General features: G+C 71.1%; 24 protein-coding genes and 3 pseudogenes. 12 read left to right on the top strand and 15 right to left on the bottom strand.

Annotation, left to right across the window (positions count from 1 at the left end; genetic code table 11):
• Positions 1-154 precede the first annotated feature (154 nt).
• Positions 155-3,142, top strand: coding sequence for an FAD-binding and (Fe-S)-binding domain-containing protein (locus ACGFNI_RS28390; RefSeq protein WP_393687516.1), 2,988 nt, complete (start codon positions 155-157; stop codon positions 3,140-3,142).
• 465 nt (positions 3,143-3,607) lie between these two features.
• Here ACGFNI_RS28390 and ACGFNI_RS28385 read toward each other — a convergent pair whose 3' ends face one another.
• The 5 genes from ACGFNI_RS28385 to ACGFNI_RS28365 form a co-directional block, all read right to left on the bottom strand.
• Positions 3,608-4,021, bottom strand: a complete 414-nt coding sequence (locus ACGFNI_RS28385) for a hypothetical protein (protein ID WP_393687515.1) — start codon at positions 4,019-4,021, stop codon at positions 3,608-3,610.
• Entirely contained in the window at positions 4,014-4,412 is a 399-nt protein-coding gene (locus tag ACGFNI_RS28380) for a hypothetical protein (RefSeq protein WP_393687514.1), read from the bottom strand. The genes ACGFNI_RS28385 and ACGFNI_RS28380 overlap by 8 nt, the downstream gene beginning before the upstream one ends.
• On the bottom strand, positions 4,409-4,813 hold the full coding sequence (locus ACGFNI_RS28375; RefSeq protein WP_393687513.1) for a DUF6415 family natural product biosynthesis protein: 405 nt from the start codon (positions 4,811-4,813) through the stop codon (positions 4,409-4,411). Before ACGFNI_RS28375 ends, ACGFNI_RS28380 begins: the two co-directional genes overlap by 4 nt.
• 79 nt (positions 4,814-4,892) lie before the next feature.
• Positions 4,893-6,074 carry a helix-turn-helix domain-containing protein gene (locus ACGFNI_RS28370; RefSeq protein ID WP_393687512.1) on the bottom strand — a complete coding sequence of 394 codons (1,182 nt, stop codon included), beginning with the start codon at positions 6,072-6,074 and terminating at the stop codon, positions 4,893-4,895.
• A 213-nt stretch (positions 6,075-6,287) separates the two neighbouring features.
• Complete coding sequence (locus ACGFNI_RS28365) at positions 6,288-6,929, bottom strand: HAD family hydrolase (RefSeq protein ID WP_393687511.1); 642 nt, start codon at positions 6,927-6,929, stop codon at positions 6,288-6,290.
• A gap of 360 nt (positions 6,930-7,289) precedes the next feature.
• On the opposite strand from ACGFNI_RS28365, the gene ACGFNI_RS28360 reads away from it, so the two are divergent.
• From ACGFNI_RS28360 to ACGFNI_RS28320, 9 genes and pseudogenes are all read left to right on the top strand, one after another.
• Positions 7,290-7,820, top strand: coding sequence for a flavoprotein (locus tag ACGFNI_RS28360; RefSeq protein WP_393687510.1), 531 nt, complete (start codon positions 7,290-7,292; stop codon positions 7,818-7,820).
• Positions 7,821-7,952: 132 nt separating this feature from the next.
• Positions 7,953-8,240: pseudogene (locus ACGFNI_RS28355) on the top strand (hypothetical protein); the annotation flags it as partial.
• Between the two features lie 521 nt (positions 8,241-8,761).
• Positions 8,762-9,640, top strand: a complete 879-nt coding sequence (locus ACGFNI_RS28350; protein ID WP_393687567.1) for a DMT family transporter — start codon at positions 8,762-8,764, stop codon at positions 9,638-9,640.
• A gap of 348 nt (positions 9,641-9,988) precedes the next feature.
• Complete coding sequence (locus ACGFNI_RS28345; protein WP_393687509.1) at positions 9,989-10,807, top strand: TIGR03084 family metal-binding protein; 819 nt, start codon at positions 9,989-9,991, stop codon at positions 10,805-10,807.
• On the top strand, positions 10,804-12,513 hold the full coding sequence (locus ACGFNI_RS28340) for an acyclic terpene utilization AtuA family protein (protein WP_393687508.1): 1,710 nt from the start codon (positions 10,804-10,806) through the stop codon (positions 12,511-12,513). Before ACGFNI_RS28345 ends, ACGFNI_RS28340 begins: the two co-directional genes overlap by 4 nt.
• Entirely contained in the window at positions 12,510-14,108 is a 1,599-nt protein-coding gene (locus tag ACGFNI_RS28335) for an acyl-CoA carboxylase subunit beta (protein WP_393687507.1), read from the top strand. Before ACGFNI_RS28340 ends, ACGFNI_RS28335 begins: the two co-directional genes overlap by 4 nt.
• A gap of 8 nt (positions 14,109-14,116) precedes the next feature.
• On the top strand, positions 14,117-16,063 hold the full coding sequence (locus ACGFNI_RS28330) for an acetyl/propionyl/methylcrotonyl-CoA carboxylase subunit alpha (RefSeq protein ID WP_393687506.1): 1,947 nt from the start codon (positions 14,117-14,119) through the stop codon (positions 16,061-16,063).
• A 75-nt stretch (positions 16,064-16,138) separates the two neighbouring features.
• Positions 16,139-17,338 (top strand): acyl-CoA dehydrogenase family protein, encoded by a 1,200-nt coding sequence (locus ACGFNI_RS28325; RefSeq protein WP_393687566.1) that lies wholly within the window; start codon positions 16,139-16,141, stop codon positions 17,336-17,338.
• Between the two features lie 124 nt (positions 17,339-17,462).
• Positions 17,463-18,083 (top strand): annotated as a pseudogene (locus ACGFNI_RS28320) (AMP-binding protein); the annotation flags it as partial.
• 96 nt (positions 18,084-18,179) lie between these two features.
• Here ACGFNI_RS28320 and ACGFNI_RS28315 read toward each other — a convergent pair.
• From ACGFNI_RS28315 to ACGFNI_RS28285, 7 genes and pseudogenes are all read right to left on the bottom strand, one after another.
• Positions 18,180-18,296, bottom strand: a pseudogene (locus ACGFNI_RS28315) (RNA-binding protein); the annotation flags it as partial.
• The gene (locus ACGFNI_RS28310) at positions 18,293-19,396 is read right to left on the bottom strand and encodes a radical SAM protein (protein WP_393687505.1); all 1,104 of its coding nucleotides are present in this window, start codon (positions 19,394-19,396) and stop codon (positions 18,293-18,295) included. The pseudogene ACGFNI_RS28315 and the gene ACGFNI_RS28310, both read right to left, overlap by 4 nt.
• A gap of 61 nt (positions 19,397-19,457) precedes the next feature.
• Complete coding sequence (locus ACGFNI_RS28305; RefSeq protein WP_393687504.1) at positions 19,458-19,997, bottom strand: CYTH domain-containing protein; 540 nt, start codon at positions 19,995-19,997, stop codon at positions 19,458-19,460.
• Positions 19,998-20,161: 164 nt separating this feature from the next.
• Entirely contained in the window at positions 20,162-20,368 is a 207-nt protein-coding gene (locus ACGFNI_RS28300) for a hypothetical protein (protein WP_393687503.1), read from the bottom strand.
• Entirely contained in the window at positions 20,368-20,580 is a 213-nt protein-coding gene (locus ACGFNI_RS28295) for a hypothetical protein (RefSeq protein WP_393687502.1), read from the bottom strand. Before ACGFNI_RS28295 ends, ACGFNI_RS28300 begins: the two co-directional genes overlap by 1 nt.
• A gap of 56 nt (positions 20,581-20,636) precedes the next feature.
• Positions 20,637-21,179, bottom strand: coding sequence for an NUDIX hydrolase (locus tag ACGFNI_RS28290; protein ID WP_393687501.1), 543 nt, complete (start codon positions 21,177-21,179; stop codon positions 20,637-20,639).
• On the bottom strand, positions 21,179-21,586 hold the full coding sequence (locus ACGFNI_RS28285; protein ID WP_393687500.1) for a DUF6415 family natural product biosynthesis protein: 408 nt from the start codon (positions 21,584-21,586) through the stop codon (positions 21,179-21,181). Before ACGFNI_RS28285 ends, ACGFNI_RS28290 begins: the two co-directional genes overlap by 1 nt.
• Positions 21,587-21,752: 166 nt before the next feature.
• Between ACGFNI_RS28285 and ACGFNI_RS28280 the strand changes: the two genes are divergently transcribed.
• Positions 21,753-23,024 carry a helix-turn-helix domain-containing protein gene (locus ACGFNI_RS28280; RefSeq protein ID WP_393687499.1) on the top strand — a complete coding sequence of 424 codons (1,272 nt, stop codon included), beginning with the start codon at positions 21,753-21,755 and terminating at the stop codon, positions 23,022-23,024.
• A 23-nt stretch (positions 23,025-23,047) separates the two neighbouring features.
• Positions 23,048-23,524 carry a hypothetical protein gene (locus ACGFNI_RS28275; RefSeq protein ID WP_393687498.1) on the top strand — a complete coding sequence of 159 codons (477 nt, stop codon included), beginning with the start codon at positions 23,048-23,050 and terminating at the stop codon, positions 23,522-23,524.
• 62 nt (positions 23,525-23,586) lie between these two features.
• Here ACGFNI_RS28275 and ACGFNI_RS28270 read toward each other — a convergent pair whose 3' ends face one another.
• Genes ACGFNI_RS28270 through ACGFNI_RS28260 form a run of 3 tightly spaced genes read right to left on the bottom strand, consistent with a single transcriptional unit; the run spans position 23,587 to position 24,837 of the window.
• Positions 23,587-23,841 carry a hypothetical protein gene (locus tag ACGFNI_RS28270; protein ID WP_393687497.1) on the bottom strand — a complete coding sequence of 85 codons (255 nt, stop codon included), beginning with the start codon at positions 23,839-23,841 and terminating at the stop codon, positions 23,587-23,589.
• Positions 23,838-24,098, bottom strand: a complete 261-nt coding sequence (locus tag ACGFNI_RS28265) for a hypothetical protein (RefSeq protein ID WP_393687496.1) — start codon at positions 24,096-24,098, stop codon at positions 23,838-23,840. The genes ACGFNI_RS28270 and ACGFNI_RS28265 overlap by 4 nt, the downstream gene beginning before the upstream one ends.
• Positions 24,099-24,108: 10 nt before the next feature.
• The gene (locus ACGFNI_RS28260) at positions 24,109-24,837 is read right to left on the bottom strand and encodes a GH25 family lysozyme (protein WP_393687495.1); all 729 of its coding nucleotides are present in this window, start codon (positions 24,835-24,837) and stop codon (positions 24,109-24,111) included.
• Positions 24,838-25,045: the final 208 nt, after the last annotated feature.

Below are 25,045 nucleotides of genomic sequence, written 5' to 3'. Positions count from 1 at the left end.
GAGGGGCGGGCCCTTCGCGTGGCGCCCGCCGTCAAGACCGCCCACGATCCATCGGACCTCTTCCGCTGCCACCCGTACGCCGCCGCCCGGCCCCGATCCGGAAACCGGGCACGCCGTGGCGCCAAGAAGGCCGCTCAGTGGGCAGGCTGGGGGCATGGCTGATCGTACGGAGTCGCAGAGGCGGGAACTGGAGAAGGAGTTGGCGGCGGCGGTGCGGGGGGAGGTCTCCTTCGCCGCGGCCGACCGGGCGCTGATGACGATGGACGCGTCGAACTACCGGCGGGTGCCGGAGGCGGTGGTCGCGCCGCGGGACGCCGATGACGTCGCGGCGGCGCTGCGGGTGTGCCGGGCGCACGGCGTGCCGGTGGTGCCGCGCGGCGGCGGGACGAGCATCGCGGGGCAGGCGACCGGCGTCGGCGTGGTGCTGGACTTCACCCGGCACCTGCGGCGCATCGTGTCGCTCGACCCCGAGGCGCGGACGGCCGTCGTGCAGCCCGGCGTGGTGCTCGACGACCTGCGGGCGGCGGCCGGGCGGCACGGCCTGACCTTCGGGCCCGACCCGTCCACCCACAGCCGCTGCACCATCGGCGGCATGATCGGCAACAACTCCTGCGGCTCGCACTCCGTCGCCTGGGGCACCACCGCCGACAGCGTCGAGGCGCTGAAGCTGCTGACGTACGCGGGGGAAGAGGTGCGGGCCGGGCGCGGCACGGACGCCGGTGGTGCGCCCACCGGACTGCCGCCGCGCCTTCGGGACGGCGTGCGGGCCCTGGTGGCCGAGGAGTTGGCACTGCTGCGCACCGGCTACCCCGACCTGCCGCGGCGGATCTCCGGCTATGCGCTGGACGCGCTGCTCCCCGAACGCGGCACCGACCTGGCGCGGGCGCTCACCGGCAGCGAAGGCACCCTCGGGGTGCTGACCGAGGCGACCGTACGGCTGGTGGAACCCCCGGCCGCGCGGGCGCTCGCGGTGCTCGGCTACCCCGACGAGAGCGCGGCGGCCGAGGCCGCGCACACGCTGCTGCCGCACGGACCGCTGACCGTCGAAGGCATGGCGGCCGACCTGGTGGGCGACGCGGCGGGGCTGCCCAAGGGCGGCGCCTGGCTGTTCGTCGAAATGGGCGGCGCGAGCCGCGCCGAAGCGGTGGCGCGGGCCGAAGCGCTGTGCCGGGCGGCGGCCGAAGGACTGACCGATCACACCGTGGTCGCCGAACCTGCCGGGCAGCGGGCCCTGTGGCGGGTGCGCGAGGACGCGTCCGGCACCGCGACCAGGATGCCGGACGGCAGCGAGGCATGGCCGGGCTGGGAGGACTGCGCGGTGCCGCCCGCCAGACTCGGCCCGTACCTGCGCGACTTCCGGGCCCTGCTCGCCCAGCACGGCCTGCGCGGCACGCCCTACGGCCACTTCGGCGACGGCTGCATCCACGTACGGATCGACTTCGACCTGCTGAGCCACACCGGCATCAGGCAGTTCCGCGCCTTCTCCTACGACCTGGGGGAACTGGTCGTCGCCCACGGCGGCTCGCTCTCCGGCGAGCACGGCGACGGGCAGGCCCGCGCCGAACTCCTGCCGAAGATGTACGGCGACGAACTCGTCGGTGTCTTCGGCAAGTTCAAGACGCTCTGGGATCCGTCGGCGGGCCTCAACCCCGGCATGCTGGTACGGCCCGCACGCCTGGACGACAACCTCCGCTTCGACGTACTGCCCCGCCGCCCGGTCCCCGTCGAGTTCGGCTACCCGCACGACGACGGCGACTTCTCGGCCGCCGTGCGCCGCTGCGTCGGCGTCGCCAAGTGCCGCACCACATCCGCCCATTCCGGCGCGTCCGACGTCATGTGCCCCTCCTTCCGCGCGACCGGCGAGGAGACGCACTCCACCCGCGGCCGGGCCCGGCTGCTGCACGAGATGCTGGCGGGCGAGGTGGTGACCGACGGCTGGCGCTCGGAAGAGGTGCGCGACGCGCTCGACCTGTGCCTGTCCTGCAAGGGCTGCCGCAGCGACTGCCCGGTCGGGGTGGACATGGCCACCTACAAGGCGGAGTTCCTGCACCACCACTACGAGGGCAGGCTGCGGCCCGCCGCGCACTACGCGATGGGCAGGCTGCCGCAGTGGCTGCACGCCGCGGCGCCCGCGGCACCCGTGCTCAACGCCCTGGCCCGCACACCACTGGCCGCCCCCGCCAAACGCCTGGCCGGCATCGCCGCCGAACGCCCGATCCCCGCACTCGCCACCGACCCCTTCACCCGCTGGTGGCAGCGGCGCAGGCGGGCGGGAGCGGGGGAGCAGGGCACAAGCGGTGCGACCTCGGGGGAGGGCACAAGCGGTGCGACCTCGGGGGAGGGCACAAGCGGTGCGACCCCGGCCCGTACGGTGCTCCTCTGGGCGGACACCTTCACCACCTACCTCTCCCCGGAAGTCGGCCGGGCCGCGGTCCGCGTCCTGGAAGCGGCCGGACTGCGCCCCCTGCTGCCGCCCACCACACCCCCACGCGCCGAAGGCGCACGCCCCCTCCCCCTGCCCCGCCGCCGCTCCCCGCTCTGCTGCGGCCTCACCTACGTCTCCACCGGCCAGCTCGACCAGGCGCGCACCGTCATGCGGCGCACCCTCGACGTACTCGACCCGCTGCTCGCCGACGGCCGCCCGCTCGTCGTACTCGAACCGAGCTGCGCCGCCGCACTCCGCACCGACCTGCCAGAACTCCTCGCCGACGACCCCAGAGCCGCCCGCGTCGCCCGCTCCGTCCGCACCTTCGCCCAGGCCCTGGAGGAGCTGGCCCCCGACTGGCAGCCACCGCGCATCGACCGCCCGGCCGTCGGCCAGACGCACTGCCACCAGCACGCGGTACTCGGCGAAGCGGCCGAACGACGACTGCGCGAACGCGCGGGCCTGGACGGCGAGTTGACCGGCGGCTGCTGCGGCCTGGCAGGCAACTTCGGCTTCGAACGCGGCCATTACGACGTCTCGGTGGCCTGCGCCGAAGACCGCCTCCTCCCCGCCGTCCGCCAAGCCCCCGCCAACGCCGAACTCCTCGCCGACGGCTTCTCCTGCCGTACACAGCTCGAACAGCTCATGGGGCGGCGGGGGCGGCATTTGGCGGAGGTGTTGGCTGAGGGGTTGGGGGAGGGGGGAGCCGTGCCGTAACTGGAGGGGAATGATGTGGGGCGCGAGTAGGGTTGCAGGTCGGGGAGTGTGGGCCTCGCGGGTGCGGGGATGGTCCGCTGACCGAGGCCGAGGACTCGGTGGCGCTGTAGTGGGCCCCGCGGACGCGGGGATGCCCCCAGGTGCCGGGACGTAGCAGCCTCGGAAGAAAGGCCGCCGCGGCAGCGTCACGTGAGTTTGACGGCGCCGCCCCCGCGCCCGAAGGGAGCCGTCATCGGGCGCGGGGCGGCAGCCAGAGGGGCGGAGCTGCGGGCTCTCGGACCGAGCGGTGCTACAACTCCCGGGGCAGGGGCCCCCTTTCGTCGAATGGCGACCTCTTCTGCATTGCCGTCGGCTTGCAGTACCGCTCATGGGCGTACTGGACCAGGGCGCCCCCCGTCGGCCGGTCGTGGACGATTTCGCGGTACCGCTCAGAGGCCCGGATTGCCTTCTGGCATCGGCAACAGGTCACGGTGTGGTCCCTTCGGCGCTGGTCGGGCGGTTGCCCACGCGGAAGGCGTGGGCGCGGTTGGCGCGGGGGTGCGTCTCGACGGTCCTGTCCCGCAACATCCGTTGTGGGGTGATTTCGCAGTTCGTGCAGAGCATGAGGTCCCAGCCGGGGCCGGAGGCGGAGTGCTGGTAGGTCTCGGTGACGCCTTCGGTGGTGCCGCAGGTGTCGCAGCGGCCGGTGGCTTCGGCTGCCGCTTCGTGGACCCAGGCGACGGCGCCGGCCACGACGTCCTCGGGGATGTGGGGGTCCGCGCTCCGCAAGGCGCAGGGCAGGCACAGGCACCGGGCCGGGAAGTCGCCCCGCTCGGGGAATTGGTAGGTGCTTTCGTCGGTGCCGCAGGTCTGACAGAGCGGAGAGTTGCGGTCAGGCAAGGCGCTTCCCCACGAACGTGTCCCGGGCGCGTGCGTCCGACTCGTCGAACGTGGTGGTGGTGTGACCGCCTGCGCCGAGGACGTGCCGCTGGAAGGCCGGCCTGATCGAGTTGTCCGTGGTGAGGCGGTCCCAGTTGTGCACCAGGCACATCACCGGCCGCCCGAACACGTGCCCATCGGCGGTCATCTGCCGGACAAGTCGCATGAACTCGGGTCGTTCGGAGGGGAGTTCGGTCATTGCGTCGAGGCCGAGGTCCATCCAGACGCCGACGACCTCCCACTCGTAGCGCTCGGCGGTGTTCCGGCAGCCCAACAGGCGCTGGTCCAGCAGCCGTCGGGAGTGGTAGGCGGCGGTCCGGTCGTAGACGTAGACGCGCGGAGGGGCCGTCATGCGACACCGCCCGTGTGCCGGGCCAGCAGCCACTGGCAGTCGCGGGCGAGCTGCTGCACCTGGACATGTGCGGCCAGCGTGCCGGGCCTTGGGGCTTGTTTGGCCTGGTTCTCGATGCCGTCCAGGCGGGCCGTCAGACGGTGTGTCTCGATACTCCCGTGCCAGAGGCGGTCGACAACGCCACGGATCTCTGGGAGGAGGAGGGCGATGTGCCCGCGCAGCGTCGTCGCAACGATGTCCAGGTCGCCGGCCTTTGCTGCCAGTCCACGGAGTGCGCGGGCCTCGTCGATCGTCGCGGTGATGGTCTCCGCGTCGACCGGGTAGGACTCGATTTGTAGCGACTCGGGCTCTGGTGGATGCGTCTGCATCATCGGCTCCCCGGTGGTGGTGGCGTACCTCACACCCTCAGAGTGGCGACAGGCAAAGGCCCCAACTATCAAAGATGGTTGATAGTTGGGGCCAACGGCTTACAGGGCGTATCTACATGCCGATCCAGTGAGCGAAGTTCGAGAAGCTGTCAGGTACCGACCGGTAGTGCGATGTCAGATCCTCCATGGTCTGTCGCACAACAGGGCTGTACCGAGTTTGCTGTGGCGCCACGCTGCGGGCCCGCCGCAACGACGCATACGCATCCTCTGGCCGGCCGGACCACATCTCGGCCCGAGCTACGTCGGCGTGGTGGTGGCCGACACGTGACGGTGGCAATGTGCTGAGATCGACGCCGCGGGCTGCCCGCACCGCCTCGGCATACTGGTCCAGCTCGGCCAGCGCCGCCACACGGTGAAGAGCAACGTTCGCCGGTCCGAAGCTCACCCACAGCTCTTTCTCAGCGGGGCCTGTGCGATCCGCGATGCGTTGCGCCTCAGCGAGGTGTCCCGTGACGTCGTGCTCCCGCTTGTCCCTGGCCGCGAGGATCGCCGCACCCAAGTGCAGTTGGCCGGTCACCACGTCCCGCAGGAGCCCTGCATCCGCCTGCTCCACCGTCCGCAACCCCATGCCGACCAGTCGTTTGCCGGTGGTGTACTGCGCGGCCCGCAGGTAGGCCAACCCCCGCAGGTATTGGCGGAGCGTCCCCAAAACCGGGTCCGAGGCGCGGACCGCGGCCCAATCCAGCCGGTCCAGGGCCAGCGTGGCGAGGTCGGCATACCCGAGTTTCGTGGCGATGTCGTACGCCGTGCGGTACAGAGACGCCAACGTGCGCCATATTTCGGTCGACGACTCCAGATACGCGGCTGTCGTGGCCTCGTGGAGAAGCGCGGGCAACTCGGTCGCCGCGGCCTTGATGTTCGTGTCGCGGACCGTCGCGCACAGCTGGTCTGCGGCTGCTTCCAGGGCGAGTTGGGGTCGAGGCCGGACCTCCGGGTCGGCGCCGAGGTCGTAGATGTCCAGCGCTTCCCGGATCGGCTGAATGAGGGTGTCGATCTGGTCGGCGCGCAGTTCCTCTATGTACGGCTGCCCGGTGATGTCAGCCGTCGAGAGGCCCATGGCTCGGGCGACTGCTCCGATGAACGCCGGACTCGCGGGCGCCTTTCCCTGCTCGACCTTGCTCACGAGCGAGGTCGATACGTTGGCGCGCTGGGCGAGGCCGGTTTGCGTCAGATGGTGGATACTGCGGAGGCGCGCTACGCGCGCGCCGGTGTGCTCAGACGGGATGGCAGGCATACTGGACTCCGTTCTGACTCGACACCAGAACGGTACTCCGCAGCCTTGCCTGCCGGTACAGCGAACGGCCCCCACGTATCCCCGTGGGGGCCAGCTTCGCGTGTGACCGTCAGCGTGCAGCGATCTCGTACGCGGTCAGCAGCAACGCGGGCGGGATCAGCCTGGGTCAGGCGGATCTGAAGCATCGCGCAGGCGGGGACGCCCAGTTGACGCTCACTGAAGCCGGACCACGTCCACCAGCTCTGCCAGACCGTCCAGCCGCCAGTCCGCGGCCTGCGCCTCAGCGGTATCCGCCCAGAGGTGCCCGAGCGGCCCGCGCCTGAGGTGTGCGGTGCGGAGGCCGGCCTCGCGCGCGGGCGCGATGTCGTTCTGCGGGTGATCGCCGACATACAGCACCTCGCCGGCGGGAACACCGGCCAGCTCGACGGCGCGGGCGAAGAACTTGGGGTCCGGCTTGGCCACCCTCCACTCTCCGGACGTGGCCACCGCGTCCACAGGGAGGCTCAGTGCACGCAGCAGACCGCCCGCGCGGGCGGACTGGTTTCCGGCGACGATGACGCGCACCCCGGCGCCCTGGAGCGCGGCAAGCGCCGGGCGCACGTCAGGGTAGAGGTCTGACTCGTCCAGAGCCTCGCCGTAACCGGCCTGCTCCATCGCGGCGCGTTCGGCCTCGATGTCGATACCGGGCCGGATGAGACGCACCGCGTCGGCGTTGTCCCGCCCCTGCGCGACCACCGCCCCGACGAGGGCGGACAGCGTGTGGCGGCTGACGTTGAGCCAGTCGGCCCACGCCCCCCAGATGCGGTCATCGCGGATCAAGGTCTCTCCGACATCGAGGGCTACCGCACGAATCATGTGGGCACCCTATGCGTCGTGCCGCGCATCGGGATCCGGTGGATGACCACGTAAACCCGGCCGGTGGTAGCTGGCAACAGCGGCCAGAAATTCGTCACTTGCCGTCCCAGCGCCGCACTTGACCCGATTCGGCGAACGGTACGAGTAAGGGGATCCGGGCCGCCGGCCCGCGCTGTGTGAGGTGGGCGCGTTTCCGCTCGCGCCGAATGCGAGCGCGCACGTGATCTTCGCCTGGAGACGGCATAACGGTCTCCGTTCCTTGCAGCCCTTGGAACATACCCGCGCGACGCAGGCGGGTGCAGTGCCTCTGCCCCCGATCCGACCCGGATCGGGGGCAGTTGCGTGTGCTGTGATGGCCGCATGACGCAGGTGCTGTATCTGTTCGGGTCCGCTGCCCCGCCGGTCCACGGCCTTCCGGACGTCGTGCGCCGCCTCCAGGAGCAGGAGATCGATGTGTGCGTGGGGTTGACCCCCATGGCCGCGCAATGGCTCGCCGATGACATCGAATCCCTTGAAGAGCTGACCGGTCATCCCGTGCGCTCCGAGTACAAGGCCCCTGGCTCCGGCGACGTTTGGCCGCCGGCCGACGGCATTCTGTTCGCGCCCGTCACCTTCAATTCAATGAACAGCTGGGCTCTTGGCCTCACGCACCATTTCGTCGTCGGGGTGGCGGCCGAGGCGATTGGCAAGGGCATTCCTACGACGGCGATGCCGTGCGTCAATGCGGCCTACGTGCAGCGCCCACAGTTCGACCGGTCCATCGCGACACTGCGAGGCGCCGGGGTGAGCGTGCTGTACGGGCCTGGAGGCTTTGAGCCCAACCAACCCAGGGAGAAGCGCCCCTTCCCCTGGCACCTCGCTCTGGACAAGATCGGCGCTTTCCAGCAGTGATAGCGGCGGGCCCACCGGAATTGGCGGGCTCGCTGTTACCTGCTGACCGCGCAGTGATCTCGTACGCGGTCAGCAGCAGTGCGGCAAGTCCCGTCAGCGCCCCTACGGCCGGAAGCGGCCACCGCCCATGCCGAACTCCTCGCCGACGACTTCTCCTGCCGCACCCAGCTCGACCAGCTCACGGGGCGCCGGGCCCGCCATCTTGCGGAGGTGCTGGCGGAGGGTTGGGGGAGGGGGAAGCCGCGCCGCAACTGGAGGAAAATGACGTGGGGCGCGAGTAAAGTCACAGGTCAGGGAGTGTGGGCCCCGCGAGTGCGGGGATGGTCCCGTGCCGCCAACGCGCTGCACGACATCAGCCTGATGGGCCCCGCGAGTGCGGGGATGGTCCCGCGAAGAAGACGCCGACCATGGTGCCGGTGAAATGGGCCCCGCGGATGCGGGGATGGTCCGTGGCCCCAGGCCCACACGCCCAGGGATACGGCGTGGGCCCCGCGAACGCGGGGACGCCCTCTCCCCCCACGCCCCCCGGTGCCGATACATCTACGGCTCCGGAGGCCGCGGGCTCCACAGCTCGCTGGCCCCGAGCCGTAGTCGGCCGCGCCACCTCGCCTCTCCTCCCCGATCACCTCACGCGCCAGCCGGAGCAGGTCGGGCAGTCGCGGTGGCCGGGGCCGTCGCGTCAGGCGAGTACGGCGGGTACCGGTGGGGCGTCGGACAGGCGGGCGCCTAGCTCCTGGTCCAGGCAGGAAAAACCCCATTTCACGGACCGGATGGCGGCCCGTAGCGTGGGTGGGGTGAATCCCTCACCGCTCGAATCCGACGGCGCCCTCCCGCCCTCATCCGCATCCGTTTCCACCGCTTCCGGATCCACCGCTTCGGCGGCCCGCAGCGGCCCGGCGCCGGAGGGCCTGCCGCATCCGGTGCCCGCCTCGCCCGAGGTGATGACGGCCGAGGCGGCGGCGGGCGCCGCAGCCGGTGGTGGGCGTGGCAGGTTCGGGTCGGTGGCGCTGGTGATCGGCGGGATCGTCTCGTTGCAGTTCGGTTCGTCGGTTGCGGTGCTGCTCTTCCCGCGGGCCGGGGCGCTGGGGGTGGTCACCCTGCGTCTTGTCGTCGCCTCGCTGGTGCTGCTGATCGCCTGCCGTCCCCGGCTGCGTGGCCACTCGCGCGGCGACTGGGCCACGGTGCTCGCCTTCGGCGTCGCACTCGTCGGCATGAACTCGCTCTTCTACCAGGCGATCGACCGGATCCCGCTGGGCGCGGCGGTCACCCTGGAGTTCCTGGGCCCGCTGATCCTGTCGGTGGCCACCTCACGGCGGCTGCTGAGTCTGGTGTGGGCGTCGCTGGCGCTGGGCGGCGTGGTGCTGCTGGGGCGCGAGGGCTTCGACGGGCTGAACGTGGCAGGTGCCGGGTACGCGCTGGCGGCCGGTGGGCTGTGGGCCGCGTACATCCTGCTGTCGGCGCGTACCGGGCAGCGCTTCCCGCAGGCCGACGGGCTGGCACTGGCGATGACCGTCGCTGCGGTGCTGAGCCTGCCGCTCGGCATCGCGGGCGCCGGGGCCGCGCTGCTCAATCCGGTCACCATCGGGCTGGGCGCGGCCGTCGCCCTGATGTCGTCGGTGCTGCCCTACACGCTGGAACTGCTCGCCCTGCGCAAGCTGCCGGCCTCCGGCTTCGCCGTGATGATGAGCCTGGAGCCGGCCGCCGCAGCCACCGCGGGCTTCCTGGTCCTGGACCAGGCGCTGGGCTGGGCGGAGATCGTCGCCATCGGGCTCGTGGTGATCGCGAGTGTGGGGGCGGTGCGCAGCGCCTCGCGCGGCTGATCGGAGACCCGGGAGGGCGGGGACGGACGGTCCAAGGGCCGACGCCCCCGCCCTCCGGCGCGTTCCGGTGCGAGTCGGCCGAACCGGTCCCGGAGTCGGCCGAACCAGGCCCCGGAGTCGGCCGAACCGGTCCCGGAGTCGGCCGAACCAGGCCCCCGAGTCGGCCGAAAAATCATGCAGGCGTGCTTGATTGTTTCTGCGGTCGCTGCCAGGCTCGGAGCCGCACCGCAGGCACCGCCGCCGCTCCGGGCACCACCCGCCCGCGTCCCCGGCGGGCAGCCACCGCACGAATCCGCAGTCATCCAGGCCCCGCCGTCGCGGCATACGGGCCGACGAGGGGAGTGTCGCGTGTCCGATCCCGGCGCCGTTCTGGCGGATCTCAGGGACGAGAGCGAGGAGCTGGACGCCCTGGTCGCTGACCTCCCGGCCGAGCGGTGGGCGGACCCCACACCGGCCGACGGCTGGACGCTCGCCCACCAGATCGCGCACCTGGCCTGGACCGACCGGCAGGCGCTGCTCTCCGCCACCGACCCCGACGCCTTCGCCGATGCCGTACGGGTGGCACTCCAGTCGCCGCTGACCTTCGTCGACGAGGGCGCCGAAGCCGGTGCGCGGCAGCGGCCCGAGCGGCTGCTGGCCGGCTGGCGGGAGGGGCGCGAGGCGCTGCTGCGGGCGCTCGGCGGGCGGCCGGACGGCGCGAAACTCGGGTGGTTCGGGCCGCCGATGAGCGTCGCGTCGATGGCCACCGGGCGGCTGATGGAGACCTGGGCGCACGGCCAGGACGTCGCCGACGCGCTCGGCGTGACCCGTACCCCCACCGCCCGGCTGCGGCACGTCGCCAGGATCGGCGTGCGGGCCCGCGACTTCTCCTACGCGGCTCATCAACTCGACCCGCCGGCCGAGGAGTTCCGCGTCGAACTGCGGGCGCCCGACGGCACGCTGTGGACGTACGGGCCCGAGGACGCGGGGCAGCGGGTGACCGGCGACGCGCTGGAGTTCTGCCTGCTGGTCACGCAGCGGGCACACCGTAACGACGTGCCGGACGTACGGGCCGAAGGTGCCGAAGCCGAGCGGTGGTTGGGCATCGCGCAGGCGTTCGCCGGGCCGCCGGGCAAGGGCAGGGCGCCGGGGGCCGGACGCAGCCGGGCCGCGGGCGGCAGCGCATGAGCGGCGCGGTGCTGCGGGTCGGCAACGCCTCCGGGTTCTACGGCGACCGGTTCGACGCGGTGCGCGAGATGCTCACCGGCGGCCCGCTGGACGTACTGACCGGCGACTACCTCGCCGAGCTGACCATGCTGATCCTCGGCAGGGACCGCCTGAAGAACCCGGACCGCGGCTACGCGACGACGTTCCTGCGGCAGTTGGAGGACGGGCTCGGGCTCGCCGTCGAGCGCGGCGTACGGATCGTCACCAACGCGGGCGGGCTGCATCCGGCCGGACTCGCCGACGCGGTACGGGAGTTGGCGGACCGGGTCGGGGTGCCGGTGCGGGTGGCGCACGTCGAGGGCGATGATCTGCTGGCCGGTGGCGACGGCGCGCGGTGGGGCGAGGGGGTGCTGACCGCCAACGCCTATCTGGGCGGCGGCGGGATCGCCGCGTGTCTGCGGGCCGGCGCCGATGTGGTGGTGACCGGCAGGGTCACCGACGCCGCGCTGGTCAGCGGCGCGGCGGCGGCCCACTTCGGCTGGGGGCCGCAGGACCTGGACGCGTTGGCGGGCGCGGTCGTCGCGGGCCACGTCCTGGAGTGCGGCACCCAGGCGACCGGCGGCAACTACAGCTTCTTCGGCGCCCACGACGTGCGGCGGCCCGGCTTCCCGCTCGCCGAGATCGCCGCCGACGGCAGCGCGGTGATCACCAAGCACCCGGGCACCGGCGGCGCCGTCACCACCGGCACGGTCACCGCCCAACTGCTCTACGAAACGGCAGGCGCGCGCTACCCGGGCCCGGACGTCACGGCCAGGCTCGACACCGTACGGCTGCACGAGGACGGGCCCGACCGGGTCGCGATCGGCGGAGTCCGCGGGGAGGCGCCGCCGCCGACGCTGAAGGCAGGGCTGACCCGGATCGGCGGCTGGCGCAACGAGGTCACGTTCGTGCTGACCGGGCTCGACGTGGATGCCAAGGCCCACCTCGTCCGTGACCAGATGGCGGCGGCACTCGCCGCGGCGCCGAAGCCGCCAGCCGAGGTGCGGTGGACGCTGGCCCGCACCGACCGCGACGACGCGGACGTACAGGAGGAGGCGAGCGCGCTGCTGCGGCTCGTGGTGCGGGACACCGACCCGGAAGCGGTGGGCCGGGTGGTCAGCGGCGCCGCCGTCGAACTGGCGCTGGGCAGCTACCCCGGCTTCCACGTCACCGCGCCACCGGGCAAGGGCGCCCCGTACGGCGTCTTCGAAGCGGTGGCGGTGGACGCGGGCGAGGTGACGCACACCGCGGTGCTGCCCGACGGACGGCACATTTCTATCCAACCAGCACCGCAATCACTGGAGTTGGCGCGGCTCGCGGACCCGGCGCTGCCCGAGCCGCCGGCCGCCGCGCTGCCCACCAGGCGGGCGCCGCTCGGCCTGGTCGCCGGGGCGCGCAGCGGGGACAAGGGCGGCTCGGCCAACGTCGGCGTGTGGGCCCGCACCGAGGAGGCGTGGCGGTGGCTCGCGCATGCGCTGACCGTCGAGACCTTCCGTGAACTGCTGCCCGAGACGGCCGGGTTGCCGGTCGACCGGCACGTACTGCCCGGACTGCGGGCGCTGAACTTCGTGGTCGAAGGGCTGCTGGGGGACGGCGTCGCCGCGCAGGCCCGCTTCGATCCGCAGGCCAAGGCCGTGGGGGAGTGGCTGCGCTCGCGGCACATGGACATACCGGAGGCTCTGCTGTGACCCTGCTCAGGACCGCGCTCGACCCGTCGGGCGCCGAGTACGCGGAACGCCGTACGGAAATGCTCGCGAAGCTGGCCGATGTCGGTCAGGCGCACGAGCAGGCGCTCGCGGGCGGCGGCGAGAAGTACCTCGCCCGGCACCGGAAGCGCGGCAAACTGCCCGCCCGCGAGCGGATCGAACTGCTCATCGACCCCGACACCCCCTTCCTCGAACTCTCCCCGCTCGCCGCCTGGGGCAGCGACTACGCCGTGGGCGCCTCGCTGGTCTGCGGTATCGGCGTCATCGAGGGCGTGGAGTGCCTGATCACCGCCAACGACCCGACCGTACGCGGCGGTGCAAGCAACCCCTGGACGCTGAAGAAGGCGCTGCGGGCCAACGAGATCGCCCACACCAACCGGCTGCCGGTCGTCTCGCTCGTCGAGTCGGGCGGCGCGGACCTGCCCAGCCAGAAGGAGATCTTCATCCCGGGCGGGGCGCTCTTCAAGGACCTCACCCGGCTCTCCGCGGCCGGCATCCCGACCGTCGCCGTCGTCTTCGGCAACTCCACCGCGGGCGGCGCGTACGTCCCCGGCATGTCCGACCACGTCATCATGGTCAAGGAACGCGCCAAGGTGTTCCTCGGCGGCCCGCCGCTGGTCAAGATGGCGACCGGCGAGGAGAGCGACGACGAATCGCTGGGCGGCGCCGAGATGCACGCCCGCACCTCAGGACTCGCCGACCACTTCGCGCTCGACGAGCCGGACGCGCTGCGCCGGGCCCGCCGCGTCGTCGCCCGCCTCAACTGGCGCAAGGCGCACGCCGATCCGCCCCCGGCCGAGCCGCCGAAGTACGACGAGGAGGAACTGCTCGGCATCGTCCCCGGCGACCTCAAGGCGCCCTTCGACCCGCGCGAGGTCATCGCCCGGATCGTCGACGGCTCCGACTTCGACGAGTTCAAGCCGCTGTACGGGCCGAGCCTGACGACCGGCTGGGCCACCCTGCACGGCTACCCCGTCGGCATCCTCGCCAACGCGCAGGGCGTGCTGTTCAGCGCGGAGTCCCAAAAGGCCGCCCAGTTCATCCAGTTGGCGAACCAGCGGGACATTCCGCTGCTGTTCCTGCACAACACCACCGGCTACATGGTCGGCAAGGAATACGAGCAGGGCGGCATCATCAAGCACGGCGCGATGATGATCAACGCGGTGTCGAATTCGAAGGTCCCGCACCTGAGCGTCCTGATGGGCGCCTCGTACGGCGCCGGCCACTACGGCATGTGCGGCCGTGCCTACGACCCGCGGTTCCTCTTCGCCTGGCCGAGCGCCAAATCCGCCGTCATGGGCCCGCAGCAGCTGGCCGGCGTGCTGTCCATCGTCGCCCGCGCCTCGGCAGCCGCCAAGGGGCAGCCCTACGACGACGAGTCCGACGCCGGGCTGCGCGCCATCGTCGAGCAGCAGATCGAGTCCGAGTCGCTGCCGATGTTCCTCTCCGGGCGGCTCTACGACGACGGCGTCATCGACCCCCGCGACACCCGAACCGTCCTCGGCCTGTGCCTGTCCGCCGTGCACACCGCCCCGGTCGAGGGTGCGCGCGGCGGCTTCGGCGTCTTCCGGATGTGAGGCAGCACATGACCACTTCGTCCCCAGCGGCCACCCCCGCCCTGCTGACCTGTGTCCTCGTCGCCAACCGCGGTGAGATCGCCCGCCGGGTCTTCCGCACCTGCCGGGAGCTGGGCCTGGCCACCGTCGCCGTGCACTCCGACGCGGACACCCGCGCCCCGCACGTCAGGGAAGCCGACACCGCCGTACGGCTGCCGGGCGACGCGCCCGCCGACACCTACCTGCGCGGCGACCTCGTCGTGAAGGCCGCCCTGGACGCGGGCGCCGACGCCGTCCACCCCGGCTACGGCTTCCTCTCCGAGAACGCCGCCTTCGCCACCGCGGTCGCCGACGCCGGGCTGACGTGGATCGGCCCGCCGCCCGCCGCGATCGAGGCGATGGCGTCCAAGACCCGCGCCAAGGAACTGATGGCGGCGGCTGGCGTGCCGCTCCTCGCGCCCGTCGACCCGGCGCTTGCCACCGAGGCCGAGCTGCCGCTGCTGGTGAAGGCGGCGGCGGGCGGCGGCGGGCGCGGCATGCGGATCGTCGAGCAACTGGACGTACTGGAAGGAGAGTTGGCGGCGGCGCGGGCCGAAGCCGCCGCCGCGTTCGGCGACGGCGAGGTGTTCGTCGAGCCGTACGTCGTCGGCGGACGCCACGTCGAGGTGCAGATACTCGCCGACGCGCACGGCACCGTCTGGACCCTCGGCACCCGCGACTGCTCCCTCCAGCGCCGCCACCAGAAAGTCATCGAGGAAGCCCCCGCGCCAGGGCTCCCGGACGCGCTGCGCCACACCCTGCACGAGGCCGCCGCGCAGGCCGCCCGCGCGATCGGCTACCGCGGCGCCGGAACCGTCGAATTCCTGGTGTCAGCCGACGGCCGGGCGTACTTCCTGGAGATGAACACCCGCCTCCAGGTCGAGCACCCCGTCACCGAGGAGATCTACCGGCTCGACCTGGTGGCGCTCCAGTTGAGCGTCGCCCAGGGCGAGCCGCTGGACGCCGCGCCGCCGCAGCCGCGCGGCCACGCCGTCGAGGCGCGCCTCTACGCCGAGGACCCCGCCGCAGGCTGGCAGCCGCAGACCGGCACCCTGCACCGGCTGGCCGTACCCGGCGCTGTCCGCCTCGACTCCGGCGTCACCGACGGCGACACCGTCACCGCGCACTACGACCCGATGCTCGCCAAGGTCATCGCCTGGGCGCCGACCCGCACCGAAGCCGTCCGCAAGCTCGCGCACGCCCTGGAACGGGCCCGCATCCACGGCCCCGTCACCAACCGCGACCTGCTGGTCCGCTCGCTGCGGCACCCCGAGTTCAGCGCGGCCACCGGCCTGGACACCGGCTTCTACGAGCGCCACCTCGCCACCCTCACCGCCCGCGACACCGACCGCGCCGCCCGCGAACGGCTCGCCGCGCTCGCCGCCGCACTCGCCGACGCGCACGGCCGCTCCCGCTTCGGCGGTTTCCGCAACGTCCCCTCGCAGCCGCAGTCCAAGAGCTACGCGGGCGACGGCGGCGACGCGGCCACCCACGAGATCCGCTACCGCATCGACCGCGCGGGGCTGCACGCCGACGACTTCCCCGGCGTCCGCCTGCTGGACCTCGCCGCCGACCGCGTCGTCCTCGAAGTGGCAGGACTGCGACGGGAGTTCACCGTCGCCCGCTACGGCGACCGGGTCCACACCGACACCGCTACCGGCGCCCACGCCTTCACCGCGCTGCCCCGCTTTCCCGACCCCACGGCCCGCGCCGAACCCGGCTCGCTGCTCGCGCCGATGCCGGGCACCGTCATCCGGATCGCGCCGGGACTCGCCGAGGGCGCCGCGGTCGAAGCCGGGCAGCCGCTGCTGTGGCTGGAGGCCATGAAGATGGAACACAAGATCACCGCACCCGCCGCCGGCACCCTGGCCAGCCTGCCGGTCACGGCCGGTACGCAGGTCGAGGTCGGCACCCTCCTGGCCGTCGTCGCCGACTGACCACAGCCGCGCGCCTCTCGGGGTGTGCCCGCGCCCCTCACCCACCGCACAGATGGAGCAGCCATGAGCAACGCCATGAGCAACCCTGTGATCGAGACCGAGGAACACCGCGCCCTGCGCAGCGCCGTCGCCGCGCTCGGCAAGCGCTACGGACGCGAGTACTTCACCCGCGTCGTCGCCGATGGCAAGCACACCGACGACCTGTGGAACGAGGCCGCGGGCCTCGGCTACCTCGGCGTCAACCTCCCCGATGAGTACGGCGGCGGAGGCGGCGGCATCGCCGAACTCTCCCTCGTACTCGAAGAGTTGGGTGCGGCGGGCTGCCCCCTCCTCATGCTCGTCGTCTCACCCGCCATCTGCGGCACCGTCATCGCCCGCTTCGGCACCGACGAACAGAAGCGGACCTGGCTGCCAGGACTCGCCGACGGCAGCCGCAAAATGGCCTTCGGCATCACCGAACCCGACGCCGGATCCAACTCGCACCGCATCACCACCACCGCCCGACGTGATGAAGGGGGCACCTCCCGTTCGAGCGGAGCCGAGAATGGGGGAGGCTGGATACTCAACGGCCGCAAGGTCTTCGTCTCCGGCGTCGACATCGCCGACGCCACCCTCATCGTCAGCCGCACCGAGGACGCCAAGACCGGCCGCCTCAAGCCCTGCCTCTTCATCGTCCCGCGCGACGCCCCCGGCTTCGGCCGCAGCCCCATCGCCATGGAACTCGCCGCCCCCGAGAAGCAGTTCGAGCTGACACTTGACGACGTGCGGCTGCCCGCCGAAGCGCTGGTCGGCGACGAGGACGCCGGGCTGCTGCAACTCTTCGCCGGCCTCAACCCCGAGCGCATCATGACCGCCGCCTTCGCCCTCGGCATGGGCCGCTACGCGCTCGAACGGGCCGTCGACTACGCCCGCACCCGGCAGGTCTGGAAGGAGCCCATCGGCGCCCACCAGGCCATCGCCCACCCCCTCGCGCAGGCCCATATCGACCTGGAACTCGCCCGGTTGATGATGCAGAAGGCCGCGCACCTCTACGACGCGGGCGATGACGCGGGCGCAGGCGAGGCCGCCAACATGGCCAAATACGCCGCAGGTGAGGCCGCCGTACGCGCCGTCGACCAGGCCGTCCACACCCTCGGCGGCAACGGCCTGACCCAGGAGTACGGCCTGGCGTCCCTGATCACCGCCGCCCGGGTGGCCCGCATCGCCCCCGTCAGCCGCGAAATGATCCTCAACTACGTGTCCCACCAGTCCCTGGGGCTGCCCAAGTCGTACTGAGATCTGCTGTAGTCGTACGGAGATCCGCTGTAGTCGTACCGAGATCCGCTGTATTGGCGCGCATCCCCCGGGCGCCGGCCCGCCGGCGCCCGCTCCCGCCACCCCAGGGGAAGGACCCAGCACGGTGTCCCACGTATTCCACAGCGAGTACCCCGCCATCACCCCCGTGGAAGAGCCGATCCACTCCTACGTACTCGGGCGCGCCGCCGCACACGGCGACCGCCCGGCGCTGATCGACGGCACCGACGGCACCACCCTCAGCCACACCCAACTCGACCACCACAGCCGCCGGATCGCCGCCGCCCTCGCCGAGACCGGACTCCGCAAGGGCGACGTGCTCGCCCTGCACAGCCCCAACAGCCTCGCCTTCCCCGCCGTCTTCTACGCCGCCTCGCGCTGCGGCGCCGCCGTCACCACCGTCCACCCGCTCGCCACCGCCGAGGAGTTGGGCAAACAGCTGGGGGACTCCGGCGCCCGCTGGATCGTCACCGTCGCCGCCCTGCTCGACACCGCCCGCGCCGCCGCCGACCTGGCAGGCGGCATCACCGAGATCTTCGTCTGCGACCGCGCCGCAGGCCACCGCTCCCTCCTCGACCTGCTCGCCTCCACCGCACCGGAACCCGACGTCACCATCGACCCGGCCCAGGACCTCGCCGTCCTCCCCTACTCCTCGGGCACCACCGGCACCCCCAAGGGCGTGATGCTCACCCACCGCAGCATCGCCACCAACCTCGCCCAGCTCGACAGCCTCATCTCCAGCGGCCCCGGCGACCGGGTACTTGCGGTGCTGCCGTTTTTCCACCTCAGTGCATCGTCAGGGGGTAAGCAGCTCGATCTCGATTGCGAGGGCGCCGAGGTGGGGGTTCTTGACCCGGACCTCGATCGACTTCTCGCCCGCGGCGACGAGGTCGAAGTGCCGGCGGTACAGGTTCGGCTCACGGACGCGAGCGGCGCTCATCCTGCCGTGGTCCTTACCGCGTACAGCTTCGTGAGCCGCGCCGCTTCGTCGTCCCGGAAGGCGGCTACCTCCCGGCACCGCTGGCTCATGACGAATTCGCCCAGCGTGACGCACAGGTCCATCCGCTGGATGCACACGCCGACCATGAACGGTCCGTCGGTGGCCCGGTACATGCGGACGCCGTAGTACCCCTCTTGGCAGTCGTCGGGGTTGTTGAACCGGCAGTCGGCGCACGTCTCCGGCAGGCGCACGGGGCGGATGCTCTTTGCGTACAGCGTCCGTCCGTCCGGCAAGCGGTAGCGCACCCGCTGATCCGACGCTCCGGCCGTGACGATGCGCCCGACCGGTGTCGCGCCGAGGTGAGCGACGACTTCCTGCATGGCGGCGAGCGAGGTGCCGCCGTCCTCCAGCGAAACGAGCATCCGCACCACGACGGCCCGGCCGTGCTGCTCGATGATGCGGAGCACGTGTTCAACGTGGCTGCGGTCGGGGATGACGATGTTCGCGGACACCTTGACCCCGTGAGCGGTCGCCGTCTCGATCGTGGCATCGAGGGCGGCGAGCTTGCGGGCCGCGAGCTTCGGGGAGGCAAGGCGCGGGCCCTGGACCGCGGCCAGTTCTTCGGGTGTGGTGCCGAACACCGACAGGTTGATGCGGTCGAGGCCAGCGGCTGCGGCTTCCGGGATGACGGCTGCGCCGTTCTCGCCGTTCGAGGTGAGTCCGACGGTCAGGCCGAGGCGCCGTGCGATACGGATCAAGCCGGGTAACTCGGGGTGGAGCGTGGGTTCCCCGCCGGTGAAGTGGACTTCGTTGGTGGGCAGGCTGCCGCGGACCGCGGCGAGCGCCAGGGCGAAATCCGAGTCGGCGGGTATGCGGGCCGGCAGGAAGCTGGCGCCGTTGGTCTTCACATAGATGGACACCCGACCAGACCGCCCGGGTGTGCCGGTGAACGCACCGGCGGACCGCTCCGCGTTGTCGGTGGTAACGGGGGTGCCCTCGTTGTGACAGAACGAGCAGGCGAGCCCACACGCGTCGATGATCTTCACGCGTAGGGTGCGGTCCGGCCTGACCTCGACCGGTAGGTTCCTGGGATCGTGCATGGTGCCCCCTCTCCGTACCGGCCGGGGCCGTGCGCCCCGGCCGGTAGTAACGGACGCCGACCTACTCGAACCGCAGGTCGGAAATGGAGTCCAGATCGATGCCGTACAGCCCGTAGACCTTCGTGGTGTTGATGGATGTCAGACGCTCGCGGTCGATGCCGAGCGTGGCGGCCGTGTCCCAGACCTGTGCCTCGCTGTCCGCCTCGATCTCCAGGTACGGCGGGATGCGGGGCCACTCGTCGAGTTCCAGGCGGACACTGCCGAGCGTGTAGGAGGTGCGTCGGTTCTCCTGGTAGCTGCGCGGTGTGAGGCCGACCAGACCGAGGAGCGCGGTTGCTTCCTCGAACGAGTCGACAGTGACCTCGGTCTCATGGGTGCCGTCGACCGCGTCCGTTGAGATCTGCTTGACGCACAGGGTGATGCCGGCGCCGGTGTCGCGCAGCCGGACCCACCGCCCGGGGACTGCCGGGACGGTGTCGTACACGTATCGGCGCATGAGCCGGGATTCGCCCTGCTGGACTCCACCGGCGTCGATGATGAGCCGGGCAGTCTTCACGGGGTCGACATCCAGGGCCTTCGCCTCGTACTCAATGCCTGCCATGAGTCTCCGTTCGGTGAGTGTCGCTGAGGTGTGAACGACCGCCCGACGCGCGGGGAGACGGCGCGCGGCACAGCTCGGAGTGATCTCCAAGGGGCTGGACGGGTGATGGCACCTTCCCATGAGGCGGCCGGCCTCGTCGTTTCGCGCGGCGGCCGACCGCCCCGCTACGCCTCGGGGGTGACGTGGCGGGGAGTCTGAGGGGAGGTGGGGAGCAGGGGGTCGGCGGAGCCGGGCACGGTGTCGAGCCGGGACGGTCCGGGGGCGCAGTCGCCGCAGTAGGTACGGGCGATGCATGGCCCGGAAGCGGTGTCGATGTAGACGTCGCGGAGGTTCCAGTCCGAGCCGCAGTCGCAGCGGTTGGAGACGGTCATCAGGCACCTTCCCGGTTGCCCACGCGGAAGGCGTCGGCGCGGCCGGCGCGGGGGTGCGCCTCGATCGTCCTGTCCCTCAGCGGCTGCTTCGGTGTGATCTCGCAGGCTGCGCAGAGCGCGAGGTCCCAGCCGGGGCCGGAGGCGGCGTGCTGATAGGTCACGGTGACGTTGTCGGTGGTGCCGCATGTGTCGCAGCGGTCGGGGGCGGTCATGGCGTCCTTTCACCCGCGGCGCCGGGGCTCAAGCCCCGACACCGGTGGCGGGGCAGCTAGAGACAGACGGTGGCGATGTGGGGGCGTAGGCGTGCGGCTATCCGGCTGTTGACCTTGTCCAGCGGAACCCAGCGCGCCAGGCCGCTGTTCATGACGGCGGGGGCGATGGCACTGGTGTGGGTGGCGAACAGGTACCGGAAGCCGACGCGGAGCCGCGGGCGTGTGTCTTTCCGGTGCGGGGGTGTGACGTCGATGATTACCGGGCTCTCGGCGGACGGCAGGGCCCACGCTTCTTGGAGCCCGCCGAACTCGCGCAGGACGCTGTACGCGGCCTGTCGGAGGGAGTTGTCGCCCGGTTCGGGCGTGGCCTCGCCGAAGGCCCAGCCGCCGCCGTGGCGGAGTATGAGGACGTGGCCGTGCTCGTTGAGCAGGAGCGCACCGGCCGTCACCTCGGGGCACCGTCCGTCGTGCGGGCAGCGTTCGCGCTGGGCGTGGTCACGCAGAGCGTCGTACAGCGGCAGCAACTGGCTCAGCTCGTCGGGGTGTTCGCGTAGGTAGTCGGTCAGTTCGCGGGTGATGGCGCTCGCCTCGATGGTCATCAGAGGCCCCAATCGGGAAGGTCCGCTGAGAGGGCGTTCGTCCGGCCGTGGTCGAGCAGTACCCGGCAGGTACGGGCCACGGCGCGGAGATGAAGCCAGGTTCCGAAGGCGCCGGCGCCGGGGCCTTCGCGCAGGGCGGCCCAGTCGCGCAGAGCGATGCTGGTGCGCGGTGTGAGCGAGGCCGGGTCCTGGGAGTTCAGGGCGTCGGCCAGTGCCGTGCAGTGTGCCGTGAGGCGGGCCGTCAGGTCGGCGATTTCGTCGGGCGGCGGCATCTGCTGGTGCGGAGCGAGGGCGCGGTCGCAGTCGAAGGCGGCGGCGTCGCGGGCCCCTGCGTTGAGCATGGCTGCTTCGCGCGGTGAGCCGGATCGCTGGAAGCAGGGGGGCTGCTTCGCGCGGTTGTCGATCATGCGTTTCCCTCCCGGCTTCGGGTAGTGCATTCACTCAACTGCCGGGCATGCTGGGGCGCCTACGAACAACCCGCAGGCTGCATAGAACGATTCGCTTCGCGCATACCGGTGCTGCATCCAGCACTGATGGCGCGTACTAATGGCGCGTACTAAGGGGGGAGGGCCCGTGAACTGGTCCGAGGCCGCGATCCGTGAAGCATCGCGTATGGGCGACTACGGCCGGGTAGTCAGGCTTGCCCGAGTGGATGCCCGGTTATCGCAGCGCCAGCTCGGCGAGGCGTGCGGGGCCAGTCAGTCAGCAGTTTCGCGTCTGGAAAAGAGGGGCGCGAGGTCGTATGACACAGCGCAACTGGCGCAGATGGCCGGCCATCTTCAGATCCCTCCGCACCTTGTTGGTCTGGCCGATCACACGGCGGTGATGGCTGCAAGGAGGGATGGAACGGGAAATGACGTGGAACGGCGCAGCCTTCTCGTCGGGGCCGCTGCGGTTGCAGCATCGCCTGCGGTTTCCAAGGCGCCTGTTCGGCAGGCACGCGCGGCCGAGAGCGGGCAGGCGGCTACGTTGCGCGTGGCCACGACGGCTTTTCGCCGATTGGACGGGTCGACGCCGTCCCGACAACTCGCGGAAACGGTGCTGTCCCACCTGCGGTTGACACAGGTCATTGCGCAGAACGCGGAGAGCGAGGATGAGCGGGGACGGCTTGCTGCGGTGGGGAGTGAGGTGGCGAGCTTGGCCGGATGGTTGCACTGGGACATGGGCGACTATGGGTCGGCCCGCACGTGGTACGGATCAGCGATCAAGGCCGCGCGGCGTGGGGGTAATTCGCTGCTCGCGGCATACCAGTTGGGCAGCTTGGCGCAATTCGAGGCATACGCGGGGAACGCCGCGCAGGGGCTCAGCCTCACGCGATCGGCGCGTAAACAGCTCGGGCCGGGTCTTCCCGCCATTGCGGATGCGTGGCTCCTTGGCGTCGAGGCTTTGGCGCACGCTGCGGCCGGCGATGCCGATCAGGCGGATACGGCATTGGCGGCGGCGGCACGGAAAGCGGAGCGGATCGAGCAGGAGGGGGCGCCACCGTGGCCGTGGGTGTTCTCGTTTACCGAGGCGAAGGTCGCAGCCACGCGAGTCTCGTGCGGTGCGCTTCTCGGGCTGCCCCGATGGATTTCCGGCGCACAGGACTCCTCGGCGGCCGTTATGGCATCAGGCCACGACAAGCAGCGCGCGCTTCTCATGCTCGACGTGGCGTCCGGGCACATGGTTTCAGGGCGGCTCGATGGTGCATTCACCTTGGCGGCACGGGCGTTGGAAGTCGGATTGCGCTACCAGTCGGGGCGGATTGTTGAGCGAGCACGGGCATTGCGCCGCTCGTTCTCCGGAGCCACCCCGCCCAAGGTCGTACGCGATTTTGACGATCGGCTGTACGGCGTATTCCTGTAACCCAAGACGAAAGGATCTGGACTGTGCGTGTGGGAATTACCGGACACCGTGGACTGTCCGCCCAGCTTGAACAGCAAGTCCGCGACAGCCTCGACACCGCATTGCAGGTGTACCACGCGAACGATCTATGCGGGGTGTCGTGCATTGCTGATGGCCCTGACGCGTGGTTCGCCGAGGCTGTTCTCGACCGCGGTGGCAGGATCGAGGTCGTCGTTCCGGCTGAGGAATACCGCGCCGGCCTACCTGAATCGCATCACGCCACCTATGACGCGCTGCTCGTGCAGGCGACCGAGGTACATCACACGGGCGTGCGCGACTCGACCTCGCAAGCGCACATGAGCGGAAGCGAAATTCTCGTAGGGCTGGTTGACCGGCTCATCGCCGTGTGGGACGGCCAACCGGCCCGGGGATATGGCGGCACGGCGGATGTAGTGGCCTACGCGCGAAGTACCGGAGTACCGGTCGAGGTGATCTGGCCGGACGGGGCAACACGTGACTAGCAGTGCTCCAGAACGACAAAAAGCAGCCCCGCCCCGGCAAAAGCCGGTGCGGGGCTGCCTGTTCAGTGGACTGCTACTTGCCAGAGGGACACGACGAGGCCAACGACGGCGATCAGAGCGGCCACCGAGGGAAGCGGCCACCGAGCGCGTTCGAGGCCGTCAAGCCGCTGTTCGTGGTCAGCGAGGCGGGCGTCAGTCTGGTCGCTGCGCTGTACGAGCAGCGCGAGGGCGCCGTCGGTCTTGGCGAATCCGACCTCGACGGAGCGTCGAAGGCGTTCCAGTTCGAGGGCAACGTCGGACGGGTTGGGCTCGGTCACTCGGTGCCCCGGGCACGGTTGACAGCGCGCGGTTCGGTTTCCGTGTGCGGCTCGGCGCGCAGCCATCCGGGCATGAGGGCCTGGACGGCCGGCAGGGCCATGACGCGGGCGAGGCCACCAGCGACGGCGAGTGACCCGGCGACCCACGGCAGCGAGGCCGGGATGCCGGCGGCGTCAACGATGGCGGGCAGCAGGACGGCCAGGGCGACGGCCGTCTGCACGATGGTGCGGACCGTGCGACGAGCGGCGTCGGACATGGAAGGTTCCTTACTTCGTGATCTCGAGGGACTGCCCGACCCGAATCAGGTTCGGGTTCTCGATGCCGTTCGCCGCGGCGAGCTTGTCCACGGTGGTGCCGTACCGGGCGGCGATGCCCGAGAGGGTGTCGCCCGCCCGCACGGTGTAGGTGGTGCTCGGCTTCGGTGCCGGCTTGCTCGGTGCCGTCGGGCTGCCGGTCGCCCACTTGCGCAGCGCGGCCCGGTCAGCGAACCGGCCGAGGTTCGTGTCGAGGGGCCGGTCGGTGTGCTGGTGGAACGTCCACTGCGCCTTGATCCGGGGGGCGCCGGCGGTGACGTAATCCGCGATCCACAGGGCGTCCCCGGCGTTGCCGGTGCTGTCTCTGTGGAGCCAGTAGTACTGGTTGCAGTACAGGCCGACGCGGTGTGTCTCCCCTCGGAGCTGCTTCACCTCGGCGAGGAACGCGTCCTTCTGCGCGCACGAAACGCCGGAGTCTTCCCAGTCGGCGAACAGCGGGTCACCCTCGACACTCGCGCACTTCTCGACGAAGTACCGCGCCTGGGCGGCCATGTCCCCCGGCCGCAGGAAGTGGTAGAAGCCGACGACCAGCCCATTACGGCGCGCGTGGGCGGCCTGCGCAGTCATGCGGGGGTTGATGTACGAGGTGCCCTCGGTCGCCTTGGCGAACACGAAGTCGAGCCCCTTGGTCGAGTAGGTGCTCGGCTGGTACGAGGAGACGTCGACGCCTCTTACGGTCATGTGGTGTGCCTTCCTGGCATGAGAAAACGCCCGCGGCGCCGTGCCGGGGCGTGAGTTGCAGATGTGGTGGATCAGGCGGTTCCGAAGCGGTGGCGACTCGAACGCTTGCGCCGGGTTCGATTGGGAGGTGGGGCCGAAGTGCCTACAAACGCCTGTAAACAGACATGTTTATGGGATTTCCGCCAAATTCCGTGTGAGGAAAGTAATT

The organism is Streptomyces sp. NPDC048644 (assembly GCF_043199105.1).
In the GTDB taxonomy this organism is placed as follows: domain Bacteria; phylum Actinomycetota; class Actinomycetes; order Streptomycetales; family Streptomycetaceae; genus Streptomyces.
Note: the sequence above shows the minus strand (reverse complement) of the source record. Positions and strands in the feature narration are given on the sequence as shown.

Coding starts and splice junctions, on each gene's coding strand:
- ACGFNI_RS28390 (WP_393687516.1), top strand. CDS start 155: ATGGCTGATCGTACGGAGTCGCAGAGGCGGGAACTGGAGAAGGAGTTG.
- ACGFNI_RS28380 (WP_393687514.1), bottom strand. CDS start 4,412: ATGACGGCCCCTCCGCGCGTCTACGTCTACGACCGGACCGCCGCCTAC.
- ACGFNI_RS28370 (WP_393687512.1), bottom strand. CDS start 6,074: ATGCCTGCCATCCCGTCTGAGCACACCGGCGCGCGCGTAGCGCGCCTC.
- ACGFNI_RS28365 (WP_393687511.1), bottom strand. CDS start 6,929: ATGATTCGTGCGGTAGCCCTCGATGTCGGAGAGACCTTGATCCGCGAT.
- ACGFNI_RS28360 (WP_393687510.1), top strand. CDS start 7,290: ATGACGCAGGTGCTGTATCTGTTCGGGTCCGCTGCCCCGCCGGTCCAC.
- ACGFNI_RS28350 (WP_393687567.1), top strand. CDS start 8,762: ATGACGGCCGAGGCGGCGGCGGGCGCCGCAGCCGGTGGTGGGCGTGGC.
- ACGFNI_RS28340 (WP_393687508.1), top strand. CDS start 10,804: ATGAGCGGCGCGGTGCTGCGGGTCGGCAACGCCTCCGGGTTCTACGGC.
- ACGFNI_RS28330 (WP_393687506.1), top strand. CDS start 14,117: ATGACCACTTCGTCCCCAGCGGCCACCCCCGCCCTGCTGACCTGTGTC.
- ACGFNI_RS28325 (WP_393687566.1), top strand. CDS start 16,139: ATGAGCAACCCTGTGATCGAGACCGAGGAACACCGCGCCCTGCGCAGC.
- ACGFNI_RS28310 (WP_393687505.1), bottom strand. CDS start 19,396: ATGCACGATCCCAGGAACCTACCGGTCGAGGTCAGGCCGGACCGCACC.
- ACGFNI_RS28305 (WP_393687504.1), bottom strand. CDS start 19,997: ATGGCAGGCATTGAGTACGAGGCGAAGGCCCTGGATGTCGACCCCGTG.
- ACGFNI_RS28300 (WP_393687503.1), bottom strand. CDS start 20,368: ATGACCGTCTCCAACCGCTGCGACTGCGGCTCGGACTGGAACCTCCGC.
- ACGFNI_RS28295 (WP_393687502.1), bottom strand. CDS start 20,580: ATGACCGCCCCCGACCGCTGCGACACATGCGGCACCACCGACAACGTC.
- ACGFNI_RS28290 (WP_393687501.1), bottom strand. CDS start 21,179: ATGACCATCGAGGCGAGCGCCATCACCCGCGAACTGACCGACTACCTA.
- ACGFNI_RS28285 (WP_393687500.1), bottom strand. CDS start 21,586: ATGATCGACAACCGCGCGAAGCAGCCCCCCTGCTTCCAGCGATCCGGC.
- ACGFNI_RS28265 (WP_393687496.1), bottom strand. CDS start 24,098: ATGTCCGACGCCGCTCGTCGCACGGTCCGCACCATCGTGCAGACGGCC.
- ACGFNI_RS28260 (WP_393687495.1), bottom strand. CDS start 24,837: ATGACCGTAAGAGGCGTCGACGTCTCCTCGTACCAGCCGAGCACCTAC.